General features: G+C 62.8%; 24 protein-coding genes. 4 read left to right on the top strand and 20 right to left on the bottom strand.

All coding sequences use genetic code 11. The annotated features are described in order from the left end of the window. Positions 1 to 64: 64 nt before the first annotated feature. The 4 genes from AC5WNJ_RS07430 to AC5WNJ_RS07415 are packed head-to-tail and all read right to left on the bottom strand — an operon-like array spanning position 65 to position 4,954. Complete coding sequence (locus AC5WNJ_RS07430; protein ID WP_495930892.1) at positions 65 to 1,582, bottom strand: ABC transporter ATP-binding protein; 1,518 nt, start codon at positions 1,580 to 1,582, stop codon at positions 65 to 67. Continuing rightward, the gene (locus AC5WNJ_RS07425; protein WP_495930891.1) at positions 1,579 to 2,496 is read right to left on the bottom strand and encodes an ABC transporter permease; all 918 of its coding nucleotides are present in this window, start codon (positions 2,494 to 2,496) and stop codon (positions 1,579 to 1,581) included. Before AC5WNJ_RS07425 ends, AC5WNJ_RS07430 begins: the two co-directional genes overlap by 4 nt. Then, entirely contained in the window at positions 2,493 to 3,419 is a 927-nt protein-coding gene (locus AC5WNJ_RS07420; RefSeq protein WP_495930890.1) for an ABC transporter permease, read from the bottom strand. Before AC5WNJ_RS07420 ends, AC5WNJ_RS07425 begins: the two co-directional genes overlap by 4 nt. Beyond that, positions 3,416 to 4,954, bottom strand: coding sequence for an ABC transporter substrate-binding protein (locus tag AC5WNJ_RS07415; RefSeq protein ID WP_495930889.1), 1,539 nt, complete (start codon positions 4,952 to 4,954; stop codon positions 3,416 to 3,418). Before AC5WNJ_RS07415 ends, AC5WNJ_RS07420 begins: the two co-directional genes overlap by 4 nt. 427 nt (positions 4,955 to 5,381) lie before the next feature. Here AC5WNJ_RS07415 and AC5WNJ_RS07410 point away from each other — a divergent pair, with 427 nt between their 5' ends. Further along, positions 5,382 to 6,080: a GNAT family N-acetyltransferase gene (locus tag AC5WNJ_RS07410; protein WP_495930888.1), complete on the top strand. Its 699-nt coding sequence runs from the start codon at positions 5,382 to 5,384 to the stop codon at positions 6,078 to 6,080. A 127-nt stretch (positions 6,081 to 6,207) separates the two neighbouring features. Here the strand turns inward: AC5WNJ_RS07410 and AC5WNJ_RS07405 are convergent, their stop codons facing one another. Further along, positions 6,208 to 7,050, bottom strand: a complete 843-nt coding sequence (locus tag AC5WNJ_RS07405; RefSeq protein WP_495930887.1) for an alpha/beta fold hydrolase — start codon at positions 7,048 to 7,050, stop codon at positions 6,208 to 6,210. Between the two features lie 177 nt (positions 7,051 to 7,227). On the opposite strand from AC5WNJ_RS07405, the gene AC5WNJ_RS07400 reads away from it, so the two are divergent. Further along, positions 7,228 to 7,533 carry a hypothetical protein gene (locus tag AC5WNJ_RS07400; protein ID WP_495930886.1) on the top strand — a complete coding sequence of 102 codons (306 nt, stop codon included), beginning with the start codon at positions 7,228 to 7,230 and terminating at the stop codon, positions 7,531 to 7,533. A 185-nt stretch (positions 7,534 to 7,718) separates the two neighbouring features. Here AC5WNJ_RS07400 and AC5WNJ_RS07395 read toward each other — a convergent pair whose 3' ends face one another. Together AC5WNJ_RS07395 and AC5WNJ_RS07390 are read right to left on the bottom strand one after the other, a co-directional pair. Next, on the bottom strand, positions 7,719 to 9,764 hold the full coding sequence (locus AC5WNJ_RS07395) for a bifunctional 2',3'-cyclic-nucleotide 2'-phosphodiesterase/3'-nucleotidase (RefSeq protein ID WP_495930885.1): 2,046 nt from the start codon (positions 9,762 to 9,764) through the stop codon (positions 7,719 to 7,721). Between the two features lie 56 nt (positions 9,765 to 9,820). Beyond that, on the bottom strand, positions 9,821 to 11,065 hold the full coding sequence (locus tag AC5WNJ_RS07390) for an MFS transporter (RefSeq protein ID WP_495930884.1): 1,245 nt from the start codon (positions 11,063 to 11,065) through the stop codon (positions 9,821 to 9,823). Positions 11,066 to 11,220: 155 nt separating this feature from the next. On the opposite strand from AC5WNJ_RS07390, the gene AC5WNJ_RS07385 reads away from it, so the two are divergent. Further along, positions 11,221 to 12,099: a helix-turn-helix domain-containing protein gene (locus AC5WNJ_RS07385; RefSeq protein ID WP_495930883.1), complete on the top strand. Its 879-nt coding sequence runs from the start codon at positions 11,221 to 11,223 to the stop codon at positions 12,097 to 12,099. A gap of 180 nt (positions 12,100 to 12,279) precedes the next feature. Then, the gene (locus tag AC5WNJ_RS07380; protein ID WP_495930882.1) at positions 12,280 to 12,498 is read left to right on the top strand and encodes a TIGR02450 family Trp-rich protein; all 219 of its coding nucleotides are present in this window, start codon (positions 12,280 to 12,282) and stop codon (positions 12,496 to 12,498) included. A 97-nt stretch (positions 12,499 to 12,595) separates the two neighbouring features. Here AC5WNJ_RS07380 and AC5WNJ_RS07375 read toward each other — a convergent pair whose 3' ends face one another. From AC5WNJ_RS07375 to AC5WNJ_RS07315, 13 genes are all read right to left on the bottom strand, one after another. After that, complete coding sequence (locus AC5WNJ_RS07375) at positions 12,596 to 13,780, bottom strand: pyridoxal phosphate-dependent aminotransferase (protein WP_495930881.1); 1,185 nt, start codon at positions 13,778 to 13,780, stop codon at positions 12,596 to 12,598. 2 nt (positions 13,781 to 13,782) lie between these two features. Next, the gene (locus AC5WNJ_RS07370) at positions 13,783 to 14,457 is read right to left on the bottom strand and encodes a TetR/AcrR family transcriptional regulator (protein WP_495930880.1); all 675 of its coding nucleotides are present in this window, start codon (positions 14,455 to 14,457) and stop codon (positions 13,783 to 13,785) included. A gap of 51 nt (positions 14,458 to 14,508) precedes the next feature. Continuing rightward, positions 14,509 to 15,258 carry a class II aldolase/adducin family protein gene (locus tag AC5WNJ_RS07365; protein ID WP_495930879.1) on the bottom strand — a complete coding sequence of 250 codons (750 nt, stop codon included), beginning with the start codon at positions 15,256 to 15,258 and terminating at the stop codon, positions 14,509 to 14,511. 123 nt (positions 15,259 to 15,381) lie between these two features. Beyond that, a complete protein-coding gene (locus AC5WNJ_RS07360; protein ID WP_495930878.1) occupies positions 15,382 to 16,338 on the bottom strand; it encodes an NAD(P)-dependent oxidoreductase in 957 nt (318 codons plus the stop codon). Positions 16,339 to 16,634: 296 nt separating this feature from the next. Next, positions 16,635 to 17,741 carry an NADH:flavin oxidoreductase/NADH oxidase gene (locus AC5WNJ_RS07355; protein ID WP_495930877.1) on the bottom strand — a complete coding sequence of 369 codons (1,107 nt, stop codon included), beginning with the start codon at positions 17,739 to 17,741 and terminating at the stop codon, positions 16,635 to 16,637. 207 nt (positions 17,742 to 17,948) lie between these two features. Next, entirely contained in the window at positions 17,949 to 18,944 is a 996-nt protein-coding gene (bla, locus tag AC5WNJ_RS07350) for a class A beta-lactamase (RefSeq protein ID WP_495930876.1), read from the bottom strand. 166 nt (positions 18,945 to 19,110) lie between these two features. Further along, a complete protein-coding gene (locus AC5WNJ_RS07345) occupies positions 19,111 to 19,392 on the bottom strand; it encodes an amphi-Trp domain-containing protein (RefSeq protein WP_054555998.1) in 282 nt (93 codons plus the stop codon). 20 nt (positions 19,393 to 19,412) lie between these two features. After that, positions 19,413 to 20,705, bottom strand: a complete 1,293-nt coding sequence (locus AC5WNJ_RS07340; protein WP_495930875.1) for a metallophosphoesterase — start codon at positions 20,703 to 20,705, stop codon at positions 19,413 to 19,415. Positions 20,706 to 20,987: 282 nt separating this feature from the next. After that, positions 20,988 to 21,704, bottom strand: coding sequence for a histidine phosphatase family protein (locus AC5WNJ_RS07335; protein WP_495930874.1), 717 nt, complete (start codon positions 21,702 to 21,704; stop codon positions 20,988 to 20,990). Between the two features lie 134 nt (positions 21,705 to 21,838). Next, positions 21,839 to 22,813, bottom strand: coding sequence for an NUDIX domain-containing protein (locus tag AC5WNJ_RS07330; protein ID WP_495930873.1), 975 nt, complete (start codon positions 22,811 to 22,813; stop codon positions 21,839 to 21,841). A gap of 2 nt (positions 22,814 to 22,815) precedes the next feature. Then, complete coding sequence (locus tag AC5WNJ_RS07325; RefSeq protein ID WP_495930872.1) at positions 22,816 to 24,009, bottom strand: HprK-related kinase B; 1,194 nt, start codon at positions 24,007 to 24,009, stop codon at positions 22,816 to 22,818. Next, positions 24,006 to 24,908, bottom strand: a complete 903-nt coding sequence (locus tag AC5WNJ_RS07320; protein ID WP_495930871.1) for a GAK system ATP-grasp enzyme — start codon at positions 24,906 to 24,908, stop codon at positions 24,006 to 24,008. The genes AC5WNJ_RS07325 and AC5WNJ_RS07320 overlap by 4 nt, the downstream gene beginning before the upstream one ends. Further along, positions 24,901 to 26,673, bottom strand: coding sequence for an aminoglycoside phosphotransferase family protein (locus AC5WNJ_RS07315; RefSeq protein ID WP_495930870.1), 1,773 nt, complete (start codon positions 26,671 to 26,673; stop codon positions 24,901 to 24,903). Before AC5WNJ_RS07315 ends, AC5WNJ_RS07320 begins: the two co-directional genes overlap by 8 nt. Between the last annotated feature and the right edge of the window lie 134 nt (positions 26,674 to 26,807).

The following is a 26,807-nucleotide window of genomic DNA, read 5'->3' as shown; positions in this document are numbered from 1 at the left end:
TTGGGCGTCTCGAACGGGCGTTGTCATATCCAGCGTCGTCTTGCTGGAGCGATCAGGTCTTCTATCAGGTCTCCTGACGCGCCTTCAAGCGCCCTTCCTCTACTACCAGCACGCGATCCGCGACCTTGCGCAGCAGCGCCGCATCATGACTGACCAGTACCAACGCCGTGCCCTGCTCGCGCACCATCTTCACCATGCAGGCGATGACCTCCTGCTGGACCAGCGGGTCTAGGCGCGATGTCGGCTCATCGGCGAACACGAAGCGCGGCTTGATCAGCATCAGACGCAACAGTGCGAAACGCTGCAGCTCGCCACCCGAGACCTGGCCCGGCAGACGTGAGAGCAATTCCGGCGCCAGGCTCAGTTGCTCCATCAGCTGCGGCAGCTGGCTGTCATCGAGACGATGACGTGCGCTGAGAACCTTCAACAGGCGTCCCAGTGTCCGGCGTGGCGGGAAAGTTGCCACGGGGTCCTGATAGAGCTTCTGATACTCCAGGCGTTCGGCATGCTGGACCACGCGTCCTGAATGCGGTGCCAACAGGCCGAGCAGCGCATCGCCCAGCGATGACTTGCCACAGCCTGAAGCGCCCTGGACGCCGATGATCTCACCGCCCTTCACGCTGAGTTCCACGTCACGCAGCAGTGTGGTGGCCCCGCGCGCGATGGTCAGATTCTCGGCGTGGATGATGGTCTTGCCTGCCGCCTTGCCATCACCGCTCACACTGTCGGCTGCCGGCTTGAAGGCGGTTTCCGGCCAGGCCTGCGGCGCGGCATTCACCAGGCGTCGAGTATAGTCATGTGTCGGCGCGGCCAGCACGTCACGCGTTGCGCCCTGCTCGATCACCTGCCCCTTGCGTACCACTATCAAACGGCCGCCGATCTGGTGCGCCAACGCCATGTCATGAGTGATGACCATCAAGCCGGCACGCGGAGTCTCGGCCAATGACTTGAGCAGCAGATCGCCGATCTCGCTGACGCGGGCGGCGTCCAGCCCCTTGGTCGGTTCATCGGCGATCAACAGCGGCGCGCCGCCGGCGCGGGCGGCGGCAAAGGCCACACGTTGCGCCATGCCGCCGGACAGCTTGCCCGGCAGCTGCTCGCTGGCCGCGGCGACGCCGAGCTGCTCCAGATCACTACGCGCGGCCGTATGGGAGGCCTGCGCCGAACGCCCCGCGACCAGTCGATAGGCCTCTCCGACCTGACGAATCGCCTTCATCAGCGGGTCCAGCGCCAGCCATGGCTCCTGGGGCAATACCGCCAGGCGGCGACCCCAGAGCGGGCGACGATTCTCTGGCGTATGCAGAGGATATTGCTCGCCGTCAAGCCACAGGCTGCCGGAGGCCACAAGCTCCGGGGGCAGCGTGCCCAGCAGCGCCTGAGCCAGCAAACTCTTGCCGGACCCCGTCTCACCGATCACCACCAGCGGCTCGCCCGCCTTGAGCGCAAGCGAGACAGGCGCCAGCAGCGCCGACTGCGCGCCCTGGACCCGCACGCTCACATCCTCGGCACTCAGCACCACATCATCCGCCGTTCCCCCATCCCGCGTGTGAGAGGCAGGCGTGGTCATTGTCGCGACATTCATGGGCGCGCTCCTTCGAGGGTGTCTGCGGCGGTTGACGTTCTGGCCTTGCTGCCGGACATCAGCAACAGCCCCAGCAACAGCAGGAAGGTGACCAGCACCGGCGTCAGCAGCGCGAACGGCGCTTCACGCCAGTACGGCAACAGCTCGACCATCATGGTGCCCAGCTCTGGCGTGGGCTCCGGAATGCCGACGTGCACGAAACCCAATGCAGCAATTGCCATCAGGGCATTGGCCATGCCAAAGGCCATCGTCGTCATCATCACGGGCGCCATTTCCGGCCACAGGTGATGACGGAAACGGTACCAGGCTCCGAAGCCCAGTAGACGACTGGCCTCGACACCGGGACTCGCCAGCACGCTGCGACCAGTGGCACGTGCCAGACGGAAGAACTCTACCCACAACACCAGCGAGAGACCTAACCACAATGCCAGCGGCGTCGACGGCAGGATGACGCTGACCATCAGCACCAGCAATAGTCCCGGTAGCGCCAATAGACTGTCAGCCACCAAACTGAACACACGTTCGACCCAGCCACCGCGCCCCGCCGCAAGCAGGCCCAGCGAGATGCCCGAGAACGCTGCAAGAATCACAGCCCCTGCAGCGATAGAGAGCGAAAGTCCCAGTGCTGCTACCAGGCGGTGATACAAAGAGCGGCCGAGATGGTCATACCCCAGCGGCGCGCTGGTGATCACCTCACCAGCATCAGAGACACCAACGGCATCCGCGCCCTGCAGTGCTCGATAGAGATGCTGCTCCAGCGGGTCCCCCGGTATCACCAGATTGCCCAGCAAGGCCAGAAGTACCAGACTGGCGACCATCAGGGCGCCGATCACTCGACGTAATGGCCAGTTGAAACGCGAACGCCGCGCGGCGTCCACGCGCTGAGGTGCAAGTCCTTCCACCACCTGATTCATTTCACACCCCGTGGGTCAAGTTGGCGACCCAGCAGATCGACCAGCAGATTGATCAAGACAAAGCCGACGCCCAGCACCAGTGCGGTGCCCTGCACCATCGGTACGTCACGCGAGAAGATGGCGTGCACCAGCGCATGGCCGATGCCCGGCCAGCCGAAGATGCTCTCGATCACCACCACCCCTTCCACCAGGGTCACGAACTGCAGTCCCAGGTAGGTCACCAGCGGCAAGGCCACATGGCGCAGGCCGTGACGCCAGAAGGTCTGCGCATTGCTGAGGCCCTTCCAGCGTGCGAAATCATGAAAGGCCGTCTGGGTGACGGCGGCCATGGCATCACGTGCCAGGCGTGCAGAGACCGCAGCCAAGCCAAGTGCCAAGGTCATCGCCGGCAGAATGAAATGCTGCGGCTCACCATGACCGGCGGCCGGCAGCAGGCCCATTTCCACTGAGATCAGCAGGATCAGCACCAGCGCCATCAGGAACTGCGGCGTAGCGCGCAGCAAACTGCAGACGGCCAGCAGACTTCTATCCAACCAGCCACCGGCACGCAGACCAGCAAGCAGGCCCAGCGGCGGGCCGATCAACAGCGAGATACCCAGCGCCGCGCCGGCGAGCGACAGGGAGTTGCCCAGTTGGTGACGAATCTCTACCCACACCGATTCCCCGGAAATCAACGACGTGCCCAAGTCAAGACGCAGGATATCGCCCAGCCAGTGCAGGAAGTACATGAATCCGTGTGTATCGAGACCCAGCTCGGCGCGGACCGCGGCTGCGCCAGCCGCATCCAGCGCGTCATAACCAAAGCGGCCGGCCGCGATACGCCAGGCGGCATCTCCGGGCAGGCTCTGCATCATCAGATAGCTGGCGCCACCAACCATCAGCACTACCATCAATAGCTGCAACAGACGTGAGGGGATATTCATTGTGCCCACCGCAATTCTGAAAGGCCGAAACTACGCTCCCAGGGATCTACCTGAGCGCTTTGCAGTCGATTGGAGATCGCCAGGTTCTGGTAATACCAGGCGATAGGGATCACCGGCAGCGCCTCTTGAATCACACCGCTGGCCAAGGCCCGCGGGTCCTCACCTTCAGGTGTGGGCCCATAACCCTCGCGTGCCATACGCTGAAGCTCTGCGGTGAAGTCTGCATCGAACCAGCCCATCGCCCCCCAGTCACCACCAGGGGCCTCAGGGGTTCCCGCGTAATCGCTCAGCACGTTACCGATCGGGTCCGGCACCATGGCCAGATTGCGCGCGTACAACGCCATGTCGAGGCTGCCGTCATGATGGCCCGCCGGAATGGCCGAGAAGCTTGTGATATCGAGGTTTGTCTGGATGCCAATGGCATGGAACTGGCGTTCCAGCACCGTAGCGACCAGCGGTAGCTCCGGACGGTCCGAGAAGGAGATCAGGCTGATCGCGAGGCGCTGGCCATCCTTGTGGCGGATACCGTCCTCACCGACGACCCAACCGGCGGCGTCCAGCAGTGCACGCGCCTCGTCGACATCCTGATGCAACTCAGGCAACTCGGGGTCATGCCAGCCTTCCACCATCGGCGGGAACAGCTGGCTAGCACCGCGCGGGTAGCGCAGCACAACCTGTGCGATGGCAGTACGATCGATCGCCAGGCTCACGGCTCGTCTCACATCAGGATTCTTGAAGGCCGGGTGATTCGCGTTGACCTTCAACATCATCGTACGGGGTGTCGCGGCCGCTGCCAGAGTCACACGTGGCGAGCTGGAGAGTCGCTGGCGACTGGCGGGATCCAGCCCGTAGGTGAAGTCGGCATCTCCGCTCTCGGCGATCAATGCCCTGCCCTCGGCTCGGCTGACCGCCTGATAACGCGCCTGACGCACCTCGGGCTGCGGGCCCCAGTAGTCCTCGAATGCGGTGACTTCCAGACTCAAGGGCGGCGTCATGCGCAGCATGCGATAAGGACCGGTACCGATCACCTTTTGAGCGGTACCCGTTTCGTCGAAAGATGACGGTGCCAGTATCTGCTGGCGATAGTCAGCCAGGTAGGCGGGCAATGCCGCGAAGGGTTCGCTGAGGGTGATCAGCAGCGTCTGAGCATCTTGGGCGACGATCCGCTCAACCGGCACCGACATCATGATGCCCGGCTTGGCTCGTGCGATCTCGAGGCTCTGGCGCGCGACTTCGGCATTCAACTGGCTGCCATCATGGAACTGCACGCCGGAGCGGAGCGTGAAGCGCCACTCCAGGCCGTCGTCCGAGACCTCCCAGTCCACTGCCAGCCCAGGCAACAATTCTCCCGTGGCATCTACCTCGACCAGTGTCTCGACGATCTGCATGCGCTGGAAAAGAATGCCACTCAGGAGCGGGCCTGCCCCCTTGATATCGAAGGGCGCGACAATCTCGAGACGACGTGCGTCAATCGCTGCCTCTTGTGTCGATGTGGCATCATCCGCATGGCTGGGCTGAACCAGGAGCAAGCTCATCGCGACGCTGACGACGGCCAGCTGACTGCGAAAATGAAGGGAGTTTCGGTATGGCCACCGAAGCTCTGAAAGCAATTTGACCATCGATATCGCGTATCCGAGCAAGAGCAAGAAGGTTGAGGCCGACGCATAATTGGCGCCAACGAACGAAACGCGATGTTATAGTATAACTATTACAATTTGACAACTCTCGACTCACCTTCTAAGACTGGGCAAGGCTGGACAGGCGCATGAGAGGTGCTTGAGAGGCACTTGAAAGGTGCGGGTCAAGTACTGGACAGGCATTCACTTGTCAGCGGCAACTCAACATCCGATGATAGATGGCAAGCTACATTAGTATGCGCTAACCGACTGGTCCGCTATTCTGGACGAATGGTCATCAGTCCGCGCATCTGTGCCCATACCCTCAACAATAAGCGACAGGATCATGGATGATCTCAGCATTACCCCTATCAGCGATTCGGCTTGCAGCAGCTATCTGAGCGCCGCGGCTCGGCGACTGTGCTGCGGCAACATGCTCGCGACCTACAAACGGCATGGCATGAGCTGGGACGAGGAGTTGTTCAGCGAGCGCTGGCGGGACAACGAGAACTACGCGATACGTATCAATGGCGAATGGGTCGGCTTCATCAGCCTCAAGGCCCTGCCGGATATCCTGTATCTGCGCGACCTGCAACTGGTGCCACATTGGCAAGGCCGTGGCGCCGGCTCCGCCTGCCTGAACTGGTTGATCCAGCTGGCAACGCAACAGGAGTTCGGCCAGTCGCTGATGAAAGACCGCGCCTCCGAGCTCTCCCCGGGCGCTCAGCCCTGCCCGCGCGCGCTGCGCCTGAGAGTCTTCTCCGACAGCCCGGCATTGGCGCTCTACCAGCGCCACGGTTTCACCTTGGTCAATGAGCAGTGCACCCCGACGCGCAGTGGCAGCATCATGGCACTGGAAAGACCCCTCGCCTTCCAGACAGCGCCGACGCTTGCCCCGCGGGGTGATCACGCGCCCCTGCCCCCGGTAGGCAATGCCTCTCTCGACACGATCATCGACGACCTTACCGAGGAAGACGCCTTGACGATCACCGCCAAGCGCAAGCGACAGCCCCCTCCGGGCGCGCGGAATATCGCGCATCATTAGGCGATTTCCCGTGCGCGATTTCCGCCAGATACGACAATGCCCGGTCTTATGACCGGGCATTGTCGTTCAGGGCTCATTCACCATCATGGGAGAGCTTTTACTGCGCTGATGGCTGATGGGCTTCTCCTCAGCGGGCGAGGAAGTCCAGGATATAGTGCACGGTATCCTGCGGCTTTTCATCCGTCACCCAGTGACCGGCGTCCTTCACCCAGATCAGCTCGGCACCCGGAATGGCATCTGCCAGCATCGGGGCGTAATCCGGCTTCTGGAAGTTGTCCTTGTCCCCCCAAAGCACCAGAGTCTTGATCTCGATATTCTTGAGCTCACCGGCGATGGCCTGGGTGTATTCCTTGTTGAGACGACGCATGTTGCGGAAGAAAGCCGCCTTGCCTTGCTCGCTGTTCCACTGGGACACATAGCGCTCGACCATCTCTTCGGTCGCGACGGCCGGATCATGCACACCACTGGGCATGAAGCCGCGCATGGTGCTGATGAATTCCTCGACGCTGGTCGCTTCCTCGACGCCCGGCTCCAGCAGCTGCTTGAACTCCGGAATCGGCCAGGAATCGAAGCATACGCTGTCGATCAGTACCTGACGGCGAACACGCTCGGGATGATTGACGGCCATCAGCTGACCGATACCCCCACCGATATCATGCGAGACGACATCCGCACTCGCCACACCCAGTGAATCCATCAGCTTGATGAAGATGCGTGTCTGGGCATTGATGGAAACGTCAGCATCCACCGGCATGTCCGACTCGCCATAGTTGAGCATGTCCGGGGCGATGACACGATAATGCCTGGCCAATTCCGGCATCACATCACGCCACATCAGCTTGTTGGTCGGAATGCCGTGGATCAACAACAGCGGCTGACCTTCACCCATTTCCTTATAGGCAATGCGGTGACCTTCGATCATCGCATAACGGGTTTCCAGGGCTTCCATTGTCACGTTGTCGTGGCTCATTGCTGACCTCTTCGCTTGATGAATACTCAATCACGGCCTGGCGAAACAGTGCTATATCGCGGTGTTGCCGTGAACGTGGGACCACCTTACGGATTACTGAGCGATCACTCAAGAACAATTTTGATTGATTGCTCAAAATACGCTTTAATGACCCCATCAAATTCTAGGGAAACGCCCATGGCCCGTGTCATCAACCGCAGTCTGCTCGATCTTCGCCGTCTGACCATCAACCTAGTGACCTACCCCGAAGGCCACAGCGTGATGCGCCACAACGACCCGATGGGCAGCGGCAGCTACTACAAACTCAATGTCATCCTCAAGCAACCTCCTCTAGGTGGCGTGTTCGAGACCGATGACACCATCTTCAATCTCTTTGATCGCGTGATCCTCTTTCGACCGGACCTCCACGAACACAGCGTCAGCCGCATCGAGCGCGGCAAACGCGTACTGCTGAGCATCGCCTTGCACGCGCCCTGGCGCTGACCCGCAATGGGACTGCGCAAAAGAACCTGAGGCAAAAGCGAATAATGAGACAGATAGCGGGTAGCGCCTGGCGACAAAAAAACGCCAGTCAGCAATCGTTGATTGGCGTTTTTTCCTACCGGAATCCAGGCCAGTAACTTCGTGCTCGACCCAGTAACTACGTGCTCGACAATGCGCTGCCTCGGCTATTCCATCCGGTCCAGCCCGACGCGATAACGGGCAAAGCCCATCTCGTCCTGATCCACCAGGGTCATCGGGTAGACCGCCTGAGCATCAATGAACTGCTGCGTATCCTCGCCGGGGGCGGTGGTAAAGCGAATGTCCAGCGGGGTGTCGGTGTCGATCGCGGCCAGCCGCCAGTTGTGATCCGCCGCGGGGTCCACCGCGCCCTGCTGCTGCGTTTGTCGCGAGATGTACTGGGCCAGAATGCTGCGATTTTCATCCGGTGACGCGAAGGCGACATGCGACTCTCCGGTGCCGGGGAAGTCATCGCCGTAGGCGCGATAGTTGTTGGTCGCAAGCAGGAAGACATCGTTGTCTTTGACCGGCTCGCCCTGGTAGGTGAGGCCCTGGATACGGTGGGCATCGGCGTCGATCAGCGTGCAATTGCCGTCGTAACGCGCCGGCTGAGTGACATCCACCCGGTAGTCCACGCCGTCGATCACGTCGAAGTTGTAGCTGCGGAAACCTTCCCAGTTGATCAAGGGCTGGGGCGTGGTGAGCGCCGGATCAATGCGATGGAACTGGCCGGCGCTGCATTCGAGCCATTCCCGCACTTCCCTGCCGGTGACCTTGAGCGCCACCAGCGTATTCGGATAGAGATAGAGATCGGCGGCATTGCGGAAGCTCAGCTCGCCCGCCTCCATCTCGGTGAACTGGGTCGGGTCATTGTGACGGCCGCCGACCTTGAATGGCGCGGCCGCCGAGAGAACCGGCAAGCCTTCCAGGTCCGGGTCGCCTTCGACGAAGCGTTTGACGTAATCGGCCTGGGCGCGATTGACGATCTGGATCGTCGGGTCGTCCTGCACCAGCGCCAGATAGCTCTTCATCGCCGCACTGGCGCGGCCAATGCTGCGATTGACGTACTCGCGCGTGGCATCGTGCTCATGATCGACCAGCGCCGCCAGTTCGGCATCTTCCGCCACCTGTGCCTCGCCGCCCACCTGAATCGGCCGGGCTTCTGTCTGGCCGCTCACGACCCGCCACTGGCCCGAGGCATTGCTCAGTTCGAGATCCATCACGCCTACATGGCTGCCCCAGTGCCCCGGCATCATCGCCGGCACGCCATTGAGGGTGCCTTTAGTGATATCAGCACCCGGCACCTCGGTGAATTCCTCGCTGGGGAAGACGGCATGGGCATGTCCGAAGGCGATGCCATCGATGCCCTCGACCTGCGAGAGGTAATACACCGAATTCTCGGCCATCACCCGGTAGGGGTCAGTCGAGATGCCGGAGTGCGGGATGGCGATCACCACATCCGCGCCCGCCCGGCGCATCTCGGGCACCCAGCGCCTGGCGCTCTCGGTGATGTCCTCGGCCGTCAGGCGGCCCTGGAGATGCTTGCGGTCCCAGGTCATCACCTGCGGCGGCGCGAAGCCGATATAGCCGATCTTCAATGTCTGAGCGTTGCCCTCACTGTCGGTGAAGGCATGAGTGGTGATCTGGTAGGGCGTGAAGTACGGCTCGCCTGTCGTGGCGTCCAGCAGGTTGGCGTTCACATAGGGGAACTGCGCGCCGGACAGCGCCCGTTCGAGATACTCGAGCCCGTAATTGAATTCATGATTGCCGATATTGCCGACATCGTAATCCAGCTGATTCATGACCTTATAGGCCGGGAAGACATCGCCCTCCTCGAGACCTTCTGCCGCCATGTAATCGCCCATCGGGCTACCCTGGATGAGGTCGCCATTGTCCAGCAGCACGCTGTTGGTTACCTCGGCACGCGCCTGCTTGATCAGACTCGCCGCGCGGACCAGGCCGATGCGCACGCTGGGCCGGTCCTTGTAATAGTCGTAATCCATCACGTTGGCGTGGATGTCGGTGGTCTCGATCACACGCAGTGACAGCGTCGCGGCATTGGCTGGCTGAGCGATCATGAAGATACCGCCGAGACTGGCCAGGCCCAGGATGGCTGCCCGCAAAGGCGGCTTGCGCCGACGTCCGGGGTGCTGCGCAACACCTGGCGAGTCAGACGCCCGTTGATCTTCGCTAGCCGATGAAGCATTCGCCATCTCTCACTTCCTTGTCATGGGGGGATATGCCAGTGCCCCTTGGGGGCAGCGCTCCATTATTCAGATGGCGACGCCTCAGGCAACTGGCGGTCTCTGCCCGCCAGCCAGCCGACACCTGCCATCAGCACACTGAGGACGGCGCAGACCATTAGTGCCAGCTGCCAATTGCCCTGCATATCGTAGAGCGCGCCGATCAGCGGCGGCCCCATGGCCGCGAGCAGATAGCCCAACGTCTGCGCCATGCTCGACAGCGATGCCGACTGCATGGCATCGCGCGCCCGCAGCCCCATGAACGACAAGGCGAGAATGAAGCTGGCCCCGGAGCCCGCGCCCAGCAACAGCACCCACATCAGTGCCCACTTTGGCATCAGCCATAGCCCGATGAATCCCGCCAGCGACATGCAGGGCGTCGCGAAGGCGATCAGGCGTTGATCCTTGAGGCGCGGCATCAGGGGCACCAGAATCAATCCCGGCAAGGCCGAAGCCAGCTGGAGCAGACCATGCAACGAGCCCGCCTTCTCGGCCGAGAAGCCATTGTCCGCCAGCATGCTCGGCAGCCAGCTGTTGACGGTATAGAACAGCAACGAATTGATGCCCATGAAAAGCGTCACCTGCCAGGCCAGTGGCGAGCGCCACACCGCTGCCTGACGCACCGGCCGCGCGGCCCCCTTCTCTGCTACCTTCTCGGCTTCCTTCGCCGCCGCCGGCAGGGAGCGACGTGACAACTGCGGCCACCACACCCCCATCGTCACCAATGGCAAAACGACCACTATGAGCATCGCGTACTGCCAGCCAGCGCTGCTGCCCTGGGCCAACGGCACCATCAGCGCCGAGGCGATGGCGGCCATGATGCCCATGGTCAGCACATAGCAGGAAGTGAGCAACGCGACATGCTGCGCAAAGCTGCGTTTGACCAGGCTGGGCAGCAGCACATTGCCCACGGCAATGCCTGCCCCGATCAGGCCGATACCCAGATAGAGGGCCAGCATGCTGCCCTGCACCCGCAGCGCGATGCCCGCGGCGATCGTCAGCAAGGCGAGGAAGAGACTGCGTTCAAGCCCGAGACCTCTGGCGAGGCGCGGCACCCAGGGCGAGACGACGACGAAGGCCAGCAGCGGCAGGATCATCAACAGGCCAGCCGCCGTGGCATTGAAGCCCAGCGCCGCCTGCAGGCGCTCCAGCAGTGGCGCGATACTGGTGAAGGGCGCACGCAGGTTCATGGCGATCAACAGGATACCGGCGATCAATACGGCCGGGTGGCTCAGTCGCCGGACAGGAGACGAGTGGCAGAGTTCAGTCATGAGGCGCTCGCAGCGATCGTGAAACGGGGTAATGGCGGGACGACACCCAAAGGTGAGTCCGCATACAGAGTGAGGCTAGCTTAATCCCCTCGCCCACTGCAGAATTGAGCCATCATGACATCAGATCACTGAAATCAGACAATCTGCGAGCCGCCATGTCAGTGACCACACCCGTCCTGCCGTCATCGCCCGGGGTCAGCCCCCGTGGCCCCGATCAGGTGCCCTTCTCCAGCAGCGTCTGCGAGCACGACCCGGACATCTACGAGATTCCGGCCAGCGCCCTGCATGTCGAGACCGGCCAGCAGGTGATGGAGGTGCCGATCCACCAGCATCGTAAGGGACAGCTGGTGATCGCCCTGCATGGCGTGGTGACCAGTCGCGTACCGGAAGGTCTGTGGATGGTGCCGCCGCACAGCGGGGTCTGGATTCCCGGCAACCTGCCGCACAGCAATCATCTGACCCGTGGCGGCCGCGTCTGCCACCTGTTCATCGAGCCCGGTGCGCTCGAGATGCCAAGCCACAGCTGCACGCTGTCGATCTCACCCCTGCTGCGTGAGCTGGTGCTGCGCCTGGCGGAGTTGCCCCAGCCGTATCCTGAACAGGGGCCGACCTCGCGGCTGGTCGGCGTGCTGCTGGAAGAGCTGTCCTGCATGCCAAGCGAACGTCTGCATCTACCCTTGCCCGAAGACCCGCGGCTGACCCGCATCAGCGATGCTCTGATCAAGACCCCGGACGACCGACGCACCCTGGCCGAGTGGGCGAGCGAACTGGCGATGAGCGAACGCACCCTCGCCCGGCTTATCCAGCGTGACACCGGCCTGAGCTTCAGCCGCTGGCGTCAGCAACTGCACCTGGTGGTGGCGATTCGCCTGCTGGCAGAGGGCATGAGCGTGCAGCGCGTCTCGGAAGACGTCGGCTATCAGTCCGTCAACGCCTTCATCAGCATGTTCAAGAAACTGCTCGGCACCACGCCCGCCCGCTACCTGCAGGAACGCGAGCAACGCCGCTCGGGCAGTGGCATGGGCAGCGCGTGACGGCGGCAAGCTGGTTTCGCTGCCGGATGATCTAGGTGGCCCGCCCCTTGAGGTTACCTGCTATTGCCGCAATGACAACAACAGCACAGAGATAGTGCATCAGGGCAACTGCTCAATGAGAGTCTGCCTGCCGCATGACATCGTGAGTCTCTCATCACTTTTCATTTCCAAGAGCCCGCCATGAATCGCATCAACCCCGAGAAACTGTTGCAGAGCAAATGGACCGCCGTGTCGCCCCGGGAGCGTGAGCGACATTTCATCGTCACCCGCCTGATTCGTGATGAGCAGGACGAGCATGTGGTCGAAGTCGTGTTGCAAGCGGTACTGACCCGCAAGGATTACACTCTCTCCTGGCGCGAGCTCAAGGCAGATGACGTCTGGCAGATGGGCTGGAAATGATGGCCCGGCATGAGCACCGTTGAACGCAGAAACGCCGCCCAAGGGCGGCGTTTCTGCGTTCAGGCGACGGATCTACCCATGATCCCAGACCACGATCTCAGGGCACGACCTCGGCTTCCAGCTGGTCACACAGCATGGCCATGCGCTGCACCGCTTCCAGCAGAGTGTCATCCGGTACGGTCAGGGCGACACGCACCAGGGGGGTACCGCAATCACCGAACACACTGCCGGGCATCACCGCCACCTGCTGCTGTTCCAGTAGCCGCCAGGCGAATTGCTCACCGTCAAGGCCGGTGCGGGAGACATCGACCATCAGGAACATGCCCCCCTGTGGCAGACTGGAGGACAGCTGCGGGATGGCCGCCAGCGCCTCATGCACCAGACGCGCGCGGCGCCCGAGAGAATCGCGCAGACGCTCGGTAGTATCGAAATCCCCGCGTAGCGCGGCTTCGGTCATGTCGGCGATGAAAGGCTGGTTACCGAACAGCATGGTTTCCGAGACAGGCAACAATCGACGACAGAATTCCGCCGAACCGATGGCCCAGCCACTGCGGAAGCCGGTGGCAGCGTGACTCTTGGAGATCGAGGACACCACCACGGTGCGCTCACGCAGAGCCTCGATTTCCAGCGGCGAGACGAATTCCCCCGTGAAGATCAGCGCTTCATAGACTTCATCGCAGACGATCCACAGATCATGCTCGCGACACAGCTCACCGAGCTGCTCGAGGGTCGCACGGTCCATCACCGCCCCTGTCGGGTTGTGCGGGGTATTAAGCAGCAAGACACGGCTCTGCGGCGTGATGGCCGCGGCCAGATCCCGTGGCTGCAACACGAAGCCATGCTCCATGCGCAGCGGTACCGGCTGCAGGTTACCGCCGGCTCCACGTATCACGCCTTCATAGGTGGCGTAGTAGGGGTCGCCGGTCAGCACGCCGGCCCCCTCTTCCACCAATGCCAGCATTACCGCGAACAGTGCCGTCTGCGTGCCAGGGAAACACAGCACGTTGTCTGCGCTGATCTCGGGCATGCGCGCGGCGTAGCGCTCGGCCAGTGCCGCGACCAGCCCAGGTTCACCACGGCCATCGGAATAGCGGGTACGACCAGCGCGCAGCGCCTCGACACAGTGCTCGACCAGGGCCGGATGCGTGGCGATATCCGGCTCTCCGATGGTCAGCTCGATGATCGGCTCGCCGGCCTGGATACGTTGGCGGGCGGCGCTGTGAACGGCCCATTTGTCACCGCCCAGATCACTCAGTCGTTCGGTAATGGTGGCGTAGCGCATGCTCAACTCCTGTGAGGTGGGGGTGATGTCGTGATAGCGACGTGCTCAAGCAAGGTGCCCTGTGGCAGCCGCAGGATGCCCTCTGCCGCCCGCATGGCAATCGCGGGCAGCCGCTCGACCGGATAGAGGCCGTGTTCCAGCCCACCTTCCAGCCACAGGCCATCGATCAAGCCATTGAGGGCGATCGCCTGCTCCTGACATTCGCTCTCGGTGGCGGGCAGTGCGTGGGCGCTCAGCACCGGCTGGACCAGCTGTGCGAGCAGGTCGAGAAACTCGCGATAGGTTTCCTGGTGCACCGCCGAATAGCTGGCATCGTGGCGCACCCGACCGATGAAGGTCGCCCACAGGGAGATCTTGTGGGCGGCCAGGTTGGGCTGGGTGAGACTCGCCGCGATGAAGCGCGCCAGACGACACGCCGGGGAGTCATCGCTGGCTGGGCTGGCATCGGCGATATCGGAGGTCAGCTGGCCCATCATGTAGGCATAGGCGGCCCGCACCATGTCGTCCTTGGTGCCGAAATGGTGGCGAATCAGGCCGGGCGAGACCCCGGCTGCCTCCGCCACGCGGCGCACGCTGGCGCCAGCCAGACCGTGCTGCGCGACACAGCTCAGGGTGGCCTCCAGCAGATCGCGACGACGCTGATCCTGGGAAAGCCGCTGAAATGCCTTGCGACTCATGTCAGCAACTCCTGTTGTGTGTCACTGATGCGCGCAGCAAATTGGCAATACTCAACAACGATAATCACAGCCAAGACTCTCCAGCAGTCGCAGATGAGCGTCCCATTCCAGTGCCAGATCACCCTCCTCATGAATGGCCATGTCGTACTGACCGACCACATGCTCACAGATCTCGGGTGACAGGCGGCGCACCGGCTGGCCCATGGACAGGGTCGCGACCTGGATCTCGCAGCTGCGCTCGAGATAGAACATGTTGTTGAACATCTCGGCGGCAGAGGCACCGGTGGTCAGGAGGCCATGATTGCGCAGGATCAGCGCCGGATTGTCGCCAAGGCTTGCCACGATGCGCTCGCGCTCATCCAGATCCAGCGCGATACCCTCGTAATCGTGGTAGGAGACGCGGCCATGGAACTGCAGAGCAATCTGGTTCAGGGGCAGAAGTCCCTCCTCCAGGCTCGATACCGCTACGCCGGCACGCGTATGGGTATGCATGATCCAGCTGGCTGAGTGACTTGCCGCATGGATCGCCGAGTGAATGGTGAAACCGGCCGGATTGACCCGCGCGGCGCTGTCATCGACCTTCTGGCCGTTGACGTCGATCTTGACCAGCGAGGACGCCGTGATCTCCTCCCAGCGCCAGCCATAGGGATTGATCAGAAAATGCCCTTCCTCATCCGGCACCCGCGCCGTGATGTGGGTGTAGATCAGGTCGGTCATGCGATAGTGCGCTGCCAACCGATAGCAGGCCGCCAGGTCCAGACGTGCTTGCCACTCCGCGTCACTCATGGTCGATGCCGTCATGTTGCTGTCTCCTGTGTTCAAGATGTCGCTGTCTGGAGTCGGGAAAGGCTCGGCTGAGCCTTGAGAAGCCTTGAAGCGTCCACCTTCGGGGTTCAGTCGACGTGGCTTCAATAGCTGTGAGCCTCAATAGCCGCGCTGGCGATCCACGCCCAGCGTGAGCGGCAGGCCATTGCGCAGCTCACGTGCCGTGGCCACCACCTGCTCGGCCACCACCTCGGGAAGCGAATCACTGGCCACGTGCGGCGTGATGCGCAGGCGCGTGTCCTGCCACCAGCGATGAGTGGGCGGCAACGGCTCCTCGCGGAAGACATCCAGCGTTGCTCCCGCCAACTGTCCGGAGTCGAGCGCTGACTCGAGGTCCGCTTCCACCAGGTGCTCACCACGGCCAATCTGCACCAGCCAGGCACCACGGCGCAGCCGGGCGAACAAGGCAGCGTTCAGCACGTTCTCGGTCACCGGAGTCAGTGGCAGGATATTGACCAGATAATCGGCACTATCGGCCGCCGACATGACGGCGCCATCACCGGTCAGATAGCGCACACCCGGCACCGGCGCGGCCGGTTTGCTGCGACAGGCGACCGTCACCGAGAACCCCAGAGTCGCCAGCGAGCTGACCACGGCGCGCCCCATGCTGCCGTGGCCCAGCACGGCCACCTGTGCCTTCTCTGGTGCGCGCATGGCCAGCGGCTGCCATTCGCCACGCGTGGCATTGTCGGCCATGACGGCAAACTCGCGCTCGCGATGTAGTACCTCATGAGCGGCGAAACCGGCCATCAGATGCGCCTGATGCGGGTCGCGCACCCGTGCGACCTGAACCTCGGCCGAGAGCCCCGGATGCCCCAGCAGGGCGTCCACCCCCGCCGCGATCGACATGGCAAGCGTGAGATTCGGGTACGGCGTGAAGGCGTCCTCCCCCGGCTGCCAGCAGATGGCGAAGCGCACCTCGCTCGGGTCCTCGATCTCATGCGGATGACGCAGTACGACATCGTCGCCCCGCTGGCGCAGCGCTTCACCGTAGACGCTGTCCAGGTCCAGGGACTCACTCAGATAGACACCCAGAATCGGGGCTTGGCTTGGCATTGGCTCTCCTTGTGACACGGCTGGCGACCGATGGATTAGGGCGGGTTTTTCGACACTATTGCACAGTCGTATAATTAGTGCCAACCATCGTGTGCTCATCCCCACCTTGCTGGCCCTAACCGGGCCTTGATCATCGCTCTGATCATGCAAGGCCCCTGCCCCGAAAGCTCCCCACCACACAAGCAGTGCCCATGAGCAGCGCACACGAAAACGCCCGCGATCAGCGAGCAGGGGCTCGTGAACGCGGGCGTCGGCCCTCAATGGCTTTTCACCTCTTCAATGGCGCTTCACACGGCTCAATCCTGCTGATTTTCCAGCAGCGACTTCAGACCATGCGGCTGGCAACGCAGGTACTGGGGCGCGGCCTTGACGGTGTCACCCAGCGCAGCGGCCGCGTGCCACGGCCAGCGCGGGTCGTAGAGGATGCCACGCGCCAGTGCGATAGCATCGGCACGCTCGTTCGCTAGCAGGTCTTCGGCCTGCTGCGGCTCGGTGATCAGGCCAACGGCGATCACCGGCATCTTCACCTGCGCCTTCAGGGCCTCGGCGTGCGGCACCTGATAGTTGGGTGCTACCGGAATCTGCTGCTGCGCGCTGAGCCCGCCACTGGAGACATGCAGATAGTGGCAGCCACGACGGTCCAGCGCCTTGGCAAGCTCGATGCTCTGCTCGAGGTCCCAGCCGCCCTCGACCCAGTCCGTGGCGCTGATCCGGATGCCCAGCATCACATGCTCCGGGATCGCAGCCCGCACGGCGTCGAAGACCTCAAGCGTCAGACGCATGCGGTTCTCGAGCGAGCCACCATAGTCATCGTCGCGCTGATTGCTGAGCGGCGACAGGAACTCGTGCAGCAGATAACCATGCGCCGCATGCAGCTCGATACCATCCAGGCCGATGTCGACGGCGCGCTGCGCCGCCGCAACGAAGTCCGCGATGGTGCGACGGATCTGCTCGCCACTCATCGCCACGGGCAACGGCCCGCCTTCGCTGAAGGGAATCGCGCTGGGCGCGAGTACCTGCCACCCGTTTTCGTTGCCGGGCGCGATGGCAGCACCGCCCTTCCAGGGCTTCTGGCAGGATGCCTTGCGCCCCGCATGACCGATCTGCACCGCCAGCGGCATCGGCGAATAGCGGCGGATACGCTCGACGACTCCCTGCATGGCTTGCTGGCAAGCCTCATCGTAGAGTCCGACATCGCCATGGGTGATGCGCCCTTCCGGGGCAACGGCGCTGGCCTCGAAGATCAACAGCCCAGCCCCGGACTGGGCGAGATTGCCAAGATGCTGATCATGCCAAGCCTGCATCCGGCCCTCCTCGGCGGAGTACTGACACATCGGTGCGATGATGATGCGATTGTCCAGCGTGAGCGGGCCGAGTTTCAGCGATGAAAACAGTGTGGACATGGAGTTCCTCTGGAGGCAGACAGGGCGGGTTCGGCAAGACGCAGGCACTAACATGGCGAGAAGGTCCGTGCTAGGTCCGTGCTGTCAATGCCGATGCAGTGCAAGCATAATGCGGGCACCGAACAGGCGCCACAAGCGCAGGTTGGCCGTGATGACGGCAACGCTGAGTTGCCCATACTTCACGCACGCCATGCCAGCACCCCACCATCAGCGACTCGCCTCAGCCTCCAGCACTTGCTTGACCAGCAGACGCCCGACATCGGCAATCGCGGCATTGCGCGCTGCCAGTTCCGCCTCGCTTTCGGTCAGATAGACCGCCACGATCAACGGAGCACGCAACGGCGGCCACAGGATGGCAACGTCATTGTTGGTGCCATATCCCCCACCACCGGTCTTGTCCGCGATCTGCCAGTCATCGGGCAAGGCCGCCCGCAGCTTGTCATCGCCGGTGGTGTTGGCCAGCATCCAGCCCTGCAGGGCCAGGCGCGATGGCTCGCTCAGCGCATCCCCCACCAGCAGTCGCTGCAGGGTGGCCGCCATCGCGTGCGGCGTGGTGGTATCGCGCGGATCACCGGGAGTGGCCTCATTGAGCGCCGTTTCACGTCTGTCCAGCCGCGTGCTGTCATCGTCCAGACGCCGCAAATAGGCCGTCAGTGCGGCAGGCCCGCCCAGAGCATCGAGAATCAGGTTGCCCGCGGTATTGTCGCTGGTCGTGATGGTGGCATGGCACAACGCCTCGAGCGTCAGCCCGCCATCCTGGGTGTGATGCTCGGTGATGGGGGAATAGGTCACGAGATCCCCCGGGCGAATCTCCACAGTGCGTGACAACGATTCCTGGCCTTCGTCCACCCGGGAGAGAAGATGACCGCAGGCCAGCACCTTGAAGGTGCTGCTCATGGGGAAGCGCTCATCCCCCCGCCAGCTGAAACGGGTGCCATCGGCGGTATCCAGAACGGTGACACCGATTCGCGCGCCGACCTCTGATTCGATGGCCTGAATGGCCGACACCGAGAGCGGCTTGTCAGCGGCCAGCGCATCGTCTGCGGCCTGTGCGCCCAGCGGCAGACAGGCAAGCGCGGCGGCCGCCAGCCACTGCTGCCAGCGCCTTGTGGGCCTGACGGCAGGCTTTGCCGCAAGGCTGGAAGAGTGCAATGGAGACGAGCGATGATCGGCACCGCACAGGCGCTGAGGGGATGAAGGCATCAATGACATGTCCTGATCATGGGGAGCGGCCGTGTCGCAAGACACGACCTAATATGCAGCATGCTACATATACCATAGTGGCTCGAGCGCGGACATGCCGGCCATCTCACTACGGGCCGCGGACTGGCAGAGACTTGATCTGGGTCAATGCCAGCGCACGCTGACCTCACTCATCAAGAACCTTGAGCGTCTTGTTGCGCTTGGCGCCGGGCTTGGCATGCCATGACAGGCGAATATCGAGGCGATGATGATCATCCTCTCGCCGCGCCGTGACCTTGAGGGTCATCAGGCCGCGCGGTGCCAGCCGTATCTCGCCGTCCTCATCGCGAAATGACAAAAGCCCCTTGCCCAGCCCCTTGATGATGGCCTTGAGAATATCCTGAACGCCATCGATGGATTGCAATGATTCATGTCGGAACAGCGACTTGTCCTGCTTGTCGTCTTTCACCTGCCTCTCCTGTGCGTGTTTCAGGGCGCGTAGACCTTGACCTCGGGATGGTCATTGCTGATGCCGACGATGCGTCCACAGGCTTCTATCAGCGTCGCCCCCATGCCCACGCCATCCAGCCCTTCCTTGCGGCGTGAATTGCGATCCAGGGTGACGTCGCCCTCGATATGCAGAAGCCCGTGACGCCAGCCCAGTTGCTGGCCCGCCTGATGATTGACGTGACCATGCATCACGGCACGAATGCCGACCTTGTGCAGGCGCTTGACGCCCGCGGCGCTCAGCACCATGTCGCTCTTGCGATATTTGGTGCGCAGTACATTGGCCAGCTCACCGTAATAGAAGGTGAACGGGTCTTCGCGCAGGATGCGCCGGAATTCCTGATTGATCTGCGAGACCTTCTGGCGGCCGAGTCGTCTGGCGAAGGCATCATCCACGCCTGCGTGAACATGCAGGAAGGCGCCACTGCGATAGGCAAGTCGCATCTCGTCGAAGAACCAGGCAAAGCGTCCGCCGGGCTTGAGAAACAGCTCGTGGGCCTTGAGTGCGGCGGCGTAGGTCTGGCGCAGCGAGAGGCCATGTTTCACACAGGCATGCTCGAAGCCATCGGCCTTGGCACTCAGGCGAGTGATCTCCTTCTCCAGCGCCTCCCCCTTGAGTACATGGCTTGCCGAGAGGCGAAACTGCTCCGCCCAGTCCGGCCCCGGGTACAGGCGTCGACGGCACTCACTTCGCGAGGGAATGCTCTTCATCGCCCGCGGTCTGTCCGCCAGATAGTGATCGAAGACTTCCTTGAGCAGCGCCAGGCCCTTGGCGCCCATGCGCACGAACAGATGATCGGTCCGCGCCGAATCATCATGACTCAGCCGCATCAGCGCCAGCATCAGCCGCATGTCATGATTGCCCGCCAGCAACTTGAGACGCGCCCCGCTGCGCATCAAGGTGCGCAAGGCTTCCAGCAGCTCCAGATTGCTGGGGCCCTTGTCGAGGCAGTCACCGCCGATGACGAAGACACTGCGCTTGCCCCGCGCCGTCAACACCAGGTTGTCCCGTGAGGTCAGGCGCACACCGCCACTGGCCACCAGAGACGCGATGAAGGCTTCCGCGTCGGCATGCGCATCGGAGATGAAGATGACATCGCGGCGTGGCCAGTCCTTGCTGCCCAGCTTGCGAGCGGCGCGGGACACCTTGTCACCGGCGCGCAGGTGCTGATGTGTCTCGGGCCACTGAGCCGCGTGACTGGGCAGCGCCTTCAGATAACGCGTCGGGCCTCGGTAACGCGGTACGGCGTCGCTCATGGGGGGACTGAGGGTCATTGGGCTATCTCCTTGTGGCATCTGCTTGCCTCGTTGAACTACCGGCTTGTGGCAAGCAAGCGCCTTGCCGCCCCTTGGGGCCCATCCGGGGATGAGGAATGTGGGTTAGCTCGCGAGCACAGGGCGACAAGCTTATGACCGTTTGATCACAGAAAGATGACAGACTTGCATCACGCTGGTGCGCAGGCCTGCTTCTCTGCTGTAAATCACTCCGCCCACCCCCTGCTCTCCAGCACTCCGCCCATTCTTTGCACTTCAGTACCCCGCCGGCTGGCCGCCAACTCAGTCCTGCGCGGGCTCGTGACGCTGGCGCACCTTCCACTCGCCAGCCACATGCCGCCATGACCCTGACGGAGTTTCCGCGATGACCACCGGCCGCGCATGGTGCATGCTCAGCCCGGCAATCTGGTCGAAGTCCAGCACGCCCAGCAGATACGCCGCATGCCGCAGCGCTGCGCCATGGCCGACGATCAGCGTCAGCGTAGCGCCCGATGTGGGGGTTGATGTGGGAGCCGGCAACGAAGCAATGAAGTCGGCCACCCGCTGACCGGCCTGCATCAGGGATTCAGCCCCCGGCAGCGGCAGGCGAAAGTGGCTGTTGGATTTCCAGTCGGCCGGCAGGAAATCCACGCGCGGGTCATGACGCACCGCTTCGGCGATCTGTGCCGTGGTCAGATTGGCGGCGCTGCCCAGACTGCGCTCCCACAGGGCATCATGTGCCAGGAGCGAGAACACACGCTCTGTCCTGTCTCCCATGACCTCGTTCATCACCTGCGCCGTCTGCCAGGCACGCAACAGGCTGGAGGCATGTACCGTGCTGGCCGGTTGCCAGCCATGTGCCTGACACAGCGTCAGCACTTCCTCGGCTCCCTCTCGCGCCTGACGCTCACCGCGACGGGTCAAGGGAAACGGCTGCAGCGCGCTCGGGGTATCAATCTGCTGGTGATAGTCAGCATGACGAATCAATGCCACACGTCGGATTGTCGGTTCATCAGTCATCGGCCGTCGCTCTTCCCGTCTTCACTCGGTATTGATTCAGCTGGCGGTCCTCGCCATGCGTCGCCTCGTACGGGGCAAGTGGCGCCAATGGAGCTAAAGGCGCCAGTCTCCCGCGCTCAGGTCGCCTGGCGCGACTACTCAAGCCGTGCCAGCAGCGCCATGACGGCGTGCCCCATCTCGTGGTTCTTCAACAGGCTCGGCACGACCTCCGCCGCCACCCAGCGCCGACTGCGATGCGGTTCCTCCCGTTCGCTCTCCTCCTGCTCATGTACGACTCTCACGGCGTGCAGACTGGCCGAGACAGGAGCGCCCCACTTCTCGTAACTGAATTCCAGCGCTGCGTGGTCCAGCGCCTCAGCCTCGATGCCCGCTTCCTCGCGGGCTTCCTTGAGCGCGGACTCAAGCGGACTCAGCCCCGGCTCGACGATCCCCTTGGGCAGGCTCCAGTGACGATTGGAGGAAGAACCGATCAGCAGCACCTCCCACTGGGCATCGTCGCCTTCCCCCTGCAGACGACAGGGAAGGACGGCCGATTGACGGTAGTAATAGGCGGGGCGTTCGCGGCGCTCCTCACCGGCCGGGAACGGCCAGGGGAAGCCATCCGGCAAGGCACGCACGCGCTGGATCAGCTCCAGACTCATCTGGCCGGAGCGCAGGTCTTCCCAGCGCCCCTCGAAGGTCAGCTTGACCACCGCCGCCGTCGGCAGCAGCTTGGTCTCCTTGGGCGGGCGCGGACGCTTGCCGGTCAGCCACACCAGCGCATCTTCCAATGCCGGGTTATGGCCGATGATCATCAGTCGCTGCACGCTGTCCGGGCAGGCGCGCACTGTCTTGAGCAGCGGCGCCTCGTCCTCGCAGTAAAGCGCAGGCTTGAGCTCGATCATGTCGACGCCGAGGCCCATCGACTTCACGCACTTTTCCGCCGTGGCGCGCGCGCGAAGGGCTGGCGAGCTCAGGATGGCATCCGGCACCAGCGCCTCCTGGGCAAGCCAGGCTCCCATGCGCTGGGCGCCCCGCTTGCCGCGCTCCTTGAGGGGGCGATGGAAGTCGTCAGCTGCCACTGACCAGTCCGACTTTCCGTGGCGCATCAACAGCAGTTCACGACGCATGTTCAAGCCTCCAGCAAGGGGGTCAGGTGGTTCTCGACCAGCGCGGCGAAGTCCACGCGCCCGGTCACCTCAAGCACGCGGATTCCCGCCAGGCGCTCCAGATACGGCGCGGGATCAAGGCTCGCGCCATTGGGCACGAAACGGCCATCCCGCTGCTGGTGGAAGGGTCCCGGTGTCTTCATCACCGCGCGTATCAGCGCTTCGCTGCGGCTGACCTCGACCTCGCGCACCTCGAGCGGCGCCTCGCTGCCACGCGTCCAGTTGAGTATCACCATGGCCGCAAGCTCGCCGCTGGCGCGGATACGCCCGGGGCCGTAGACGTCCTCGATGATCAGGTCGTGCTTCTCTTCCAGGTCCCACAGCGCATCACGCGGCATCGCTTCGTAGCCTGCGATACGCGCGGGGTCCAGCAGCGGCCGCAGTCGTGGATTGTTGAGCATGGTGCCAGGATTGATACGTGGCAACTTGGCGACGCCTCGGGCACGCAGCGTTCCATCAGGCCCCGGGAAGTCCAGGAACAGCCGGTCATTGCTGATGAAGTCGAACTCGGGATTGTCGAGCGCCTTCACCATGGTGGTAGACTTGCCGCCGCCCGAGAAGGCGGCGATGGCCACCGCGCGATCGCCCTTCGATAGCGCCGAGGCGTGACAGATCAAGCCGCCATTCTGCTGCAGATGCGACATATGCAGATTGAGCAGGAAGTTGATCACCTGGCTTTCGTTGTCTTCACAGGGCCCGAACGCCAAGTTGTAGTTGTTGCTGCGCAGAAAGGCCATGCCCGTGCGCACCTTGTGGATCAGGCGCCCATCGGCCAAATCGATGATGGCGTCCTTGCGGCGTGTCTTGCCGGGCTCCGGTATCCAATCAACGAAGGCTTCGGGCAAGAGGCCGAGGCTCGCTGCCGATGGCATGTCCTTGAGTGCCGGTGCCTCGAGCACATGCACGAGCTTGACTTCTACCGGGACCGTGTCGAGCGCCACAATACGCGCGCAATGGCGGAAATATGTCGCCAGACGTTGCAGCAGCCGAGGCATATCCGTCATCACGCACAGGCGGAAGTCATCCACCTCGAACAGCAGCGCCTCGCTCAGGCACTGGCGTGACGGCGTCAGCGCCGTAAAGCAGACGGCGGCCCTCCACTCTGCAAAAGGCAGCGTGGCAAGGCTGGCTGGGCTGTCACAGGTCGTCGCGTTCATGCCAGACACTCCATCACGTGATTGAGATAGGCGGTGGCCGCATCGACACCGGCACCTTCCAGCGCCCCTCGGAAGCCGCCGAAGGCCGAAACTTCGAAAATGATCGGGCCATCGTCGGTCAGCGCGACATCGACGGTGGTGAAGTCAAGCTTGAACGGCGCCTGGGCACGCTGCGCCAGCGCGATCAGCTCCTCGGAGGGCTCGAAGGGCGCGTACTTGCCACCGGCGTGGATGGTGGTATTCCAGGCATCGCCCCCACTGACCCGGGCGTAGCTGCACAGATAACGCCCTCCAACGAAGACCATGCCGTAATCCTGCCCCGGCAGATCGAGGCGCTGCTGCAGATACATCATCGGGTGCTCGGCGGCGAACTCACGCACGGCAGCTTCCAGTGCGGCATCATCGCCGGTGTCCTCGATGATGCACATGCCCCGCGCCTTGGTGGAGAAAAGCGGCTTGAAGACGGCGGCCTTGAAGCGCTTGACGGCCTCGCAGGCCGCTGGCACATCCTCGGTGACCAGCGTGGCCGGCATCGGGATATCGGCGTTGGCCAGTGTGACGGTACAGCTCAGGCGGTCAATCAGGCGAATCATGCTCTCCGCGCTGCTGAAGACACGCACGCCCGCGGCTTCGGCGCCACGCAGCAGCTCCAGGCGGTCCAGGCTGCCCGGGGAATATTCCGCGCTGATCTTCTTGACGATCAGGGCATCCAGCTCGGTCAGGTCATGACACACCCCGGCAGAATCACGGAATTCGAGGCAGTTGCGGGTCAGGTCCAGCGAGACGGCCGCCATGTCGATCACGAGACGAAAGCCCGTCCGTGCTTCGATGGCATCCGCCAGCACTTCGGTCGACCACTTGCCGGGAATACCCACGACGCCAATCTTGAAATCAGTCAACGAACAACTCCTCCAGGGGAATACGGTAATCGGCCGGCCGTTCAGGGTCGGCGCCAAGCACATGCTCGAGTATAAAGCGGGCGCGGTTGAACATGCGCCCTGCCAGCCCGGCATCGAGGATGAAACGTGTCGAGGTGGCAAAGGAGCGCGCCAGGCCAAGTGCCAGACGCCATTCAAAGGTGGTATCGCCCTGCTCGTGGGCAAAGCGACGCATCTGCTGACCGAAACTCAGTGCCAGCGCCAGAATACGGGCCCGCAGCGCCGCATCCGTCAATTGAAGACGGTAATGGGACACCATGTGCACGGATACATCCTGCACATAGTCCTGATAGGCCGAGCGGTGAAGATCGATGAAGCGGATGCTCTGCTTCGCCGGATCGAAGAGGATGTTGTCGACATTGAAGTCGCCGTGGATATAGACGGCGAAAGGAGCCTCGAGCGAACGCTCCAGCTCTGCGGCCTGCTCGATCAACGCTTCCAGCGAGGGCATCTCGCGCCCACACAGCGAGGCACCGCAGTGGCGAAATTCCGGATGGATCTGATAGACATCACTCAGCCGCTTGAGCAACTGACGCATGTGCCCTGCAGTGACCGGCTTGTCGCGACGGGTGGTGGTCCACACCGAGTGTAGCGTCTCGACCAGCGCCTGCTGGGCGGTACGATTGAGGCGTGACGATTCGTTGATCAACAGATGCTCGAGGGTCATGCCCGGCAGGTGCTCGATCAAGAGTGCCGCGCTGTCGCCCTGCTGATGATGCGAGAGGATGCGGGGCGCGATGCCGGGATAGATGTCGTGCCAGCGCTCGACGCCCTGACGCTCCTCCTCGACCTTGCGCCCCAGGCCATCCTTGAAGATGGCCAGATACTCCGGTGAGGTCAGCGGCAGATCGCCGGTTGATTTGCTGTCCTTGGACTTGCTCGCCTTTGTCTTGCGGCCCTTTTGCTTGCTGCGCTTTTGCTTGTGGTTGGCCGGCTTGCTCTTCGCATCGCCCTTGTCACTGCCCTTCTCACTGGCAATCCCAGAGATCCGGCTGCCGGAGCGTGTCTCGGCTAGGGTGTCGACGCGCATCTCGCCCGCCGTCTGACTGCCATCACCGAGTTCATTGACCAGGTGCGTCAGCGAGGCATAGCGCTCGAAGTTGAGTGACTGACCGAGGGTTGCCGAGATGACCGCCTCACCCAACTGCCCCAGCACCTCGCCCATCTGGCTGATTTCACGGGCCACAAACAGCAGATGTGTCAGGTCTTCGGCGGGAGCGCGCTTCTTCTTGAGCTGGCCAGTGAGTGCCCGGATGCGGCCTTCACTGTCCCGCTTCAGCTTCTCGCGACTGCGCGCGAGTTTCAGGGCCAGGGACAGGGAGCCGTTCTCCAGCGACATCTCGCTGCGCAGAATGCCGCGACGCACACGGCGCAGCGACTTGACCAACACGACATCATCGACCAGCTGGACATCATCGACGCGAATCAGCTGCTCCAGACAACTACGCGCCAGCTCACTGAGCCGTGCCAGACCACTGGCGACCTCGACCAGGCTCTGCTGGAAGCGGGCCCGCGCGTGCGAGCGCTTGTGATTTCGGGCTTCAGGGCATGCCTGTTCGATACGCTGGCAGAGGTTCTCGGCGTACCCCTGGCGCTCCAGCAGCTTGCGCGCCATGGCCGCCGTGGGCGCGGACACGAACGCCTGCAGCCAGCCATATTGGCTATCCACTTCCGAACACAGAAATCGAAGGTTGTCGCGCGTGCTTTCAGGCCAGGCCTGATCCATGCCATCTCTCCATCCACTCGGAAATCATCCCAATGCCATAGTATTCCACGCAAAGATGACAATCCGCGACACGCGCTGGAGGAATCGACTGTCTTGTGGGTGGTCGCCGGTCTGGAGCGCGGTTTTTTCATTGA

It is taken from the genome of Cobetia sp. PDI-23MA (assembly GCF_059507735.1).
Note: the sequence above shows the minus strand (reverse complement) of the source record. Positions and strands in the feature narration are given on the sequence as shown.

Excerpts from the sequence above, each read along its gene's own strand:
- AC5WNJ_RS07430 (WP_495930892.1), bottom strand. The coding sequence starts at position 1,582 with ATGAATGTCGCGACAATGACCACGCCTGCCTCTCACACGCGGGATGGG.
- AC5WNJ_RS07425 (WP_495930891.1), bottom strand. The coding sequence starts at position 2,496 with ATGAATCAGGTGGTGGAAGGACTTGCACCTCAGCGCGTGGACGCCGCG.
- AC5WNJ_RS07420 (WP_495930890.1), bottom strand. The coding sequence starts at position 3,419 with ATGAATATCCCCTCACGTCTGTTGCAGCTATTGATGGTAGTGCTGATG.
- AC5WNJ_RS07415 (WP_495930889.1), bottom strand. The coding sequence starts at position 4,954 with ATGAGCTTGCTCCTGGTTCAGCCCAGCCATGCGGATGATGCCACATCG.
- AC5WNJ_RS07410 (WP_495930888.1), top strand. The coding sequence starts at position 5,382 with ATGGATGATCTCAGCATTACCCCTATCAGCGATTCGGCTTGCAGCAGC.
- AC5WNJ_RS07405 (WP_495930887.1), bottom strand. The coding sequence starts at position 7,050 with ATGAGCCACGACAACGTGACAATGGAAGCCCTGGAAACCCGTTATGCG.
- AC5WNJ_RS07400 (WP_495930886.1), top strand. The coding sequence starts at position 7,228 with ATGGCCCGTGTCATCAACCGCAGTCTGCTCGATCTTCGCCGTCTGACC.
- AC5WNJ_RS07395 (WP_495930885.1), bottom strand. The coding sequence starts at position 9,764 with ATGGCGAATGCTTCATCGGCTAGCGAAGATCAACGGGCGTCTGACTCG.
- AC5WNJ_RS07390 (WP_495930884.1), bottom strand. The coding sequence starts at position 11,065 with ATGACTGAACTCTGCCACTCGTCTCCTGTCCGGCGACTGAGCCACCCG.
- AC5WNJ_RS07385 (WP_495930883.1), top strand. The coding sequence starts at position 11,221 with ATGTCAGTGACCACACCCGTCCTGCCGTCATCGCCCGGGGTCAGCCCC.
- AC5WNJ_RS07380 (WP_495930882.1), top strand. The coding sequence starts at position 12,280 with ATGAATCGCATCAACCCCGAGAAACTGTTGCAGAGCAAATGGACCGCC.
- AC5WNJ_RS07375 (WP_495930881.1), bottom strand. The coding sequence starts at position 13,780 with ATGCGCTACGCCACCATTACCGAACGACTGAGTGATCTGGGCGGTGAC.
- AC5WNJ_RS07370 (WP_495930880.1), bottom strand. The coding sequence starts at position 14,457 with ATGAGTCGCAAGGCATTTCAGCGGCTTTCCCAGGATCAGCGTCGTCGC.
- AC5WNJ_RS07365 (WP_495930879.1), bottom strand. The coding sequence starts at position 15,258 with ATGACGGCATCGACCATGAGTGACGCGGAGTGGCAAGCACGTCTGGAC.
- AC5WNJ_RS07360 (WP_495930878.1), bottom strand. The coding sequence starts at position 16,338 with ATGCCAAGCCAAGCCCCGATTCTGGGTGTCTATCTGAGTGAGTCCCTG.
- AC5WNJ_RS07355 (WP_495930877.1), bottom strand. The coding sequence starts at position 17,741 with ATGTCCACACTGTTTTCATCGCTGAAACTCGGCCCGCTCACGCTGGAC.
- bla (WP_495930876.1), bottom strand. The coding sequence starts at position 18,944 with ATGCCTTCATCCCCTCAGCGCCTGTGCGGTGCCGATCATCGCTCGTCT.
- AC5WNJ_RS07340 (WP_495930875.1), bottom strand. The coding sequence starts at position 20,705 with ATGACCCTCAGTCCCCCCATGAGCGACGCCGTACCGCGTTACCGAGGC.
- AC5WNJ_RS07335 (WP_495930874.1), bottom strand. The coding sequence starts at position 21,704 with ATGACTGATGAACCGACAATCCGACGTGTGGCATTGATTCGTCATGCT.
- AC5WNJ_RS07330 (WP_495930873.1), bottom strand. The coding sequence starts at position 22,813 with ATGCGTCGTGAACTGCTGTTGATGCGCCACGGAAAGTCGGACTGGTCA.
- AC5WNJ_RS07325 (WP_495930872.1), bottom strand. The coding sequence starts at position 24,009 with ATGAACGCGACGACCTGTGACAGCCCAGCCAGCCTTGCCACGCTGCCT.
- AC5WNJ_RS07315 (WP_495930870.1), bottom strand. The coding sequence starts at position 26,673 with ATGGATCAGGCCTGGCCTGAAAGCACGCGCGACAACCTTCGATTTCTG.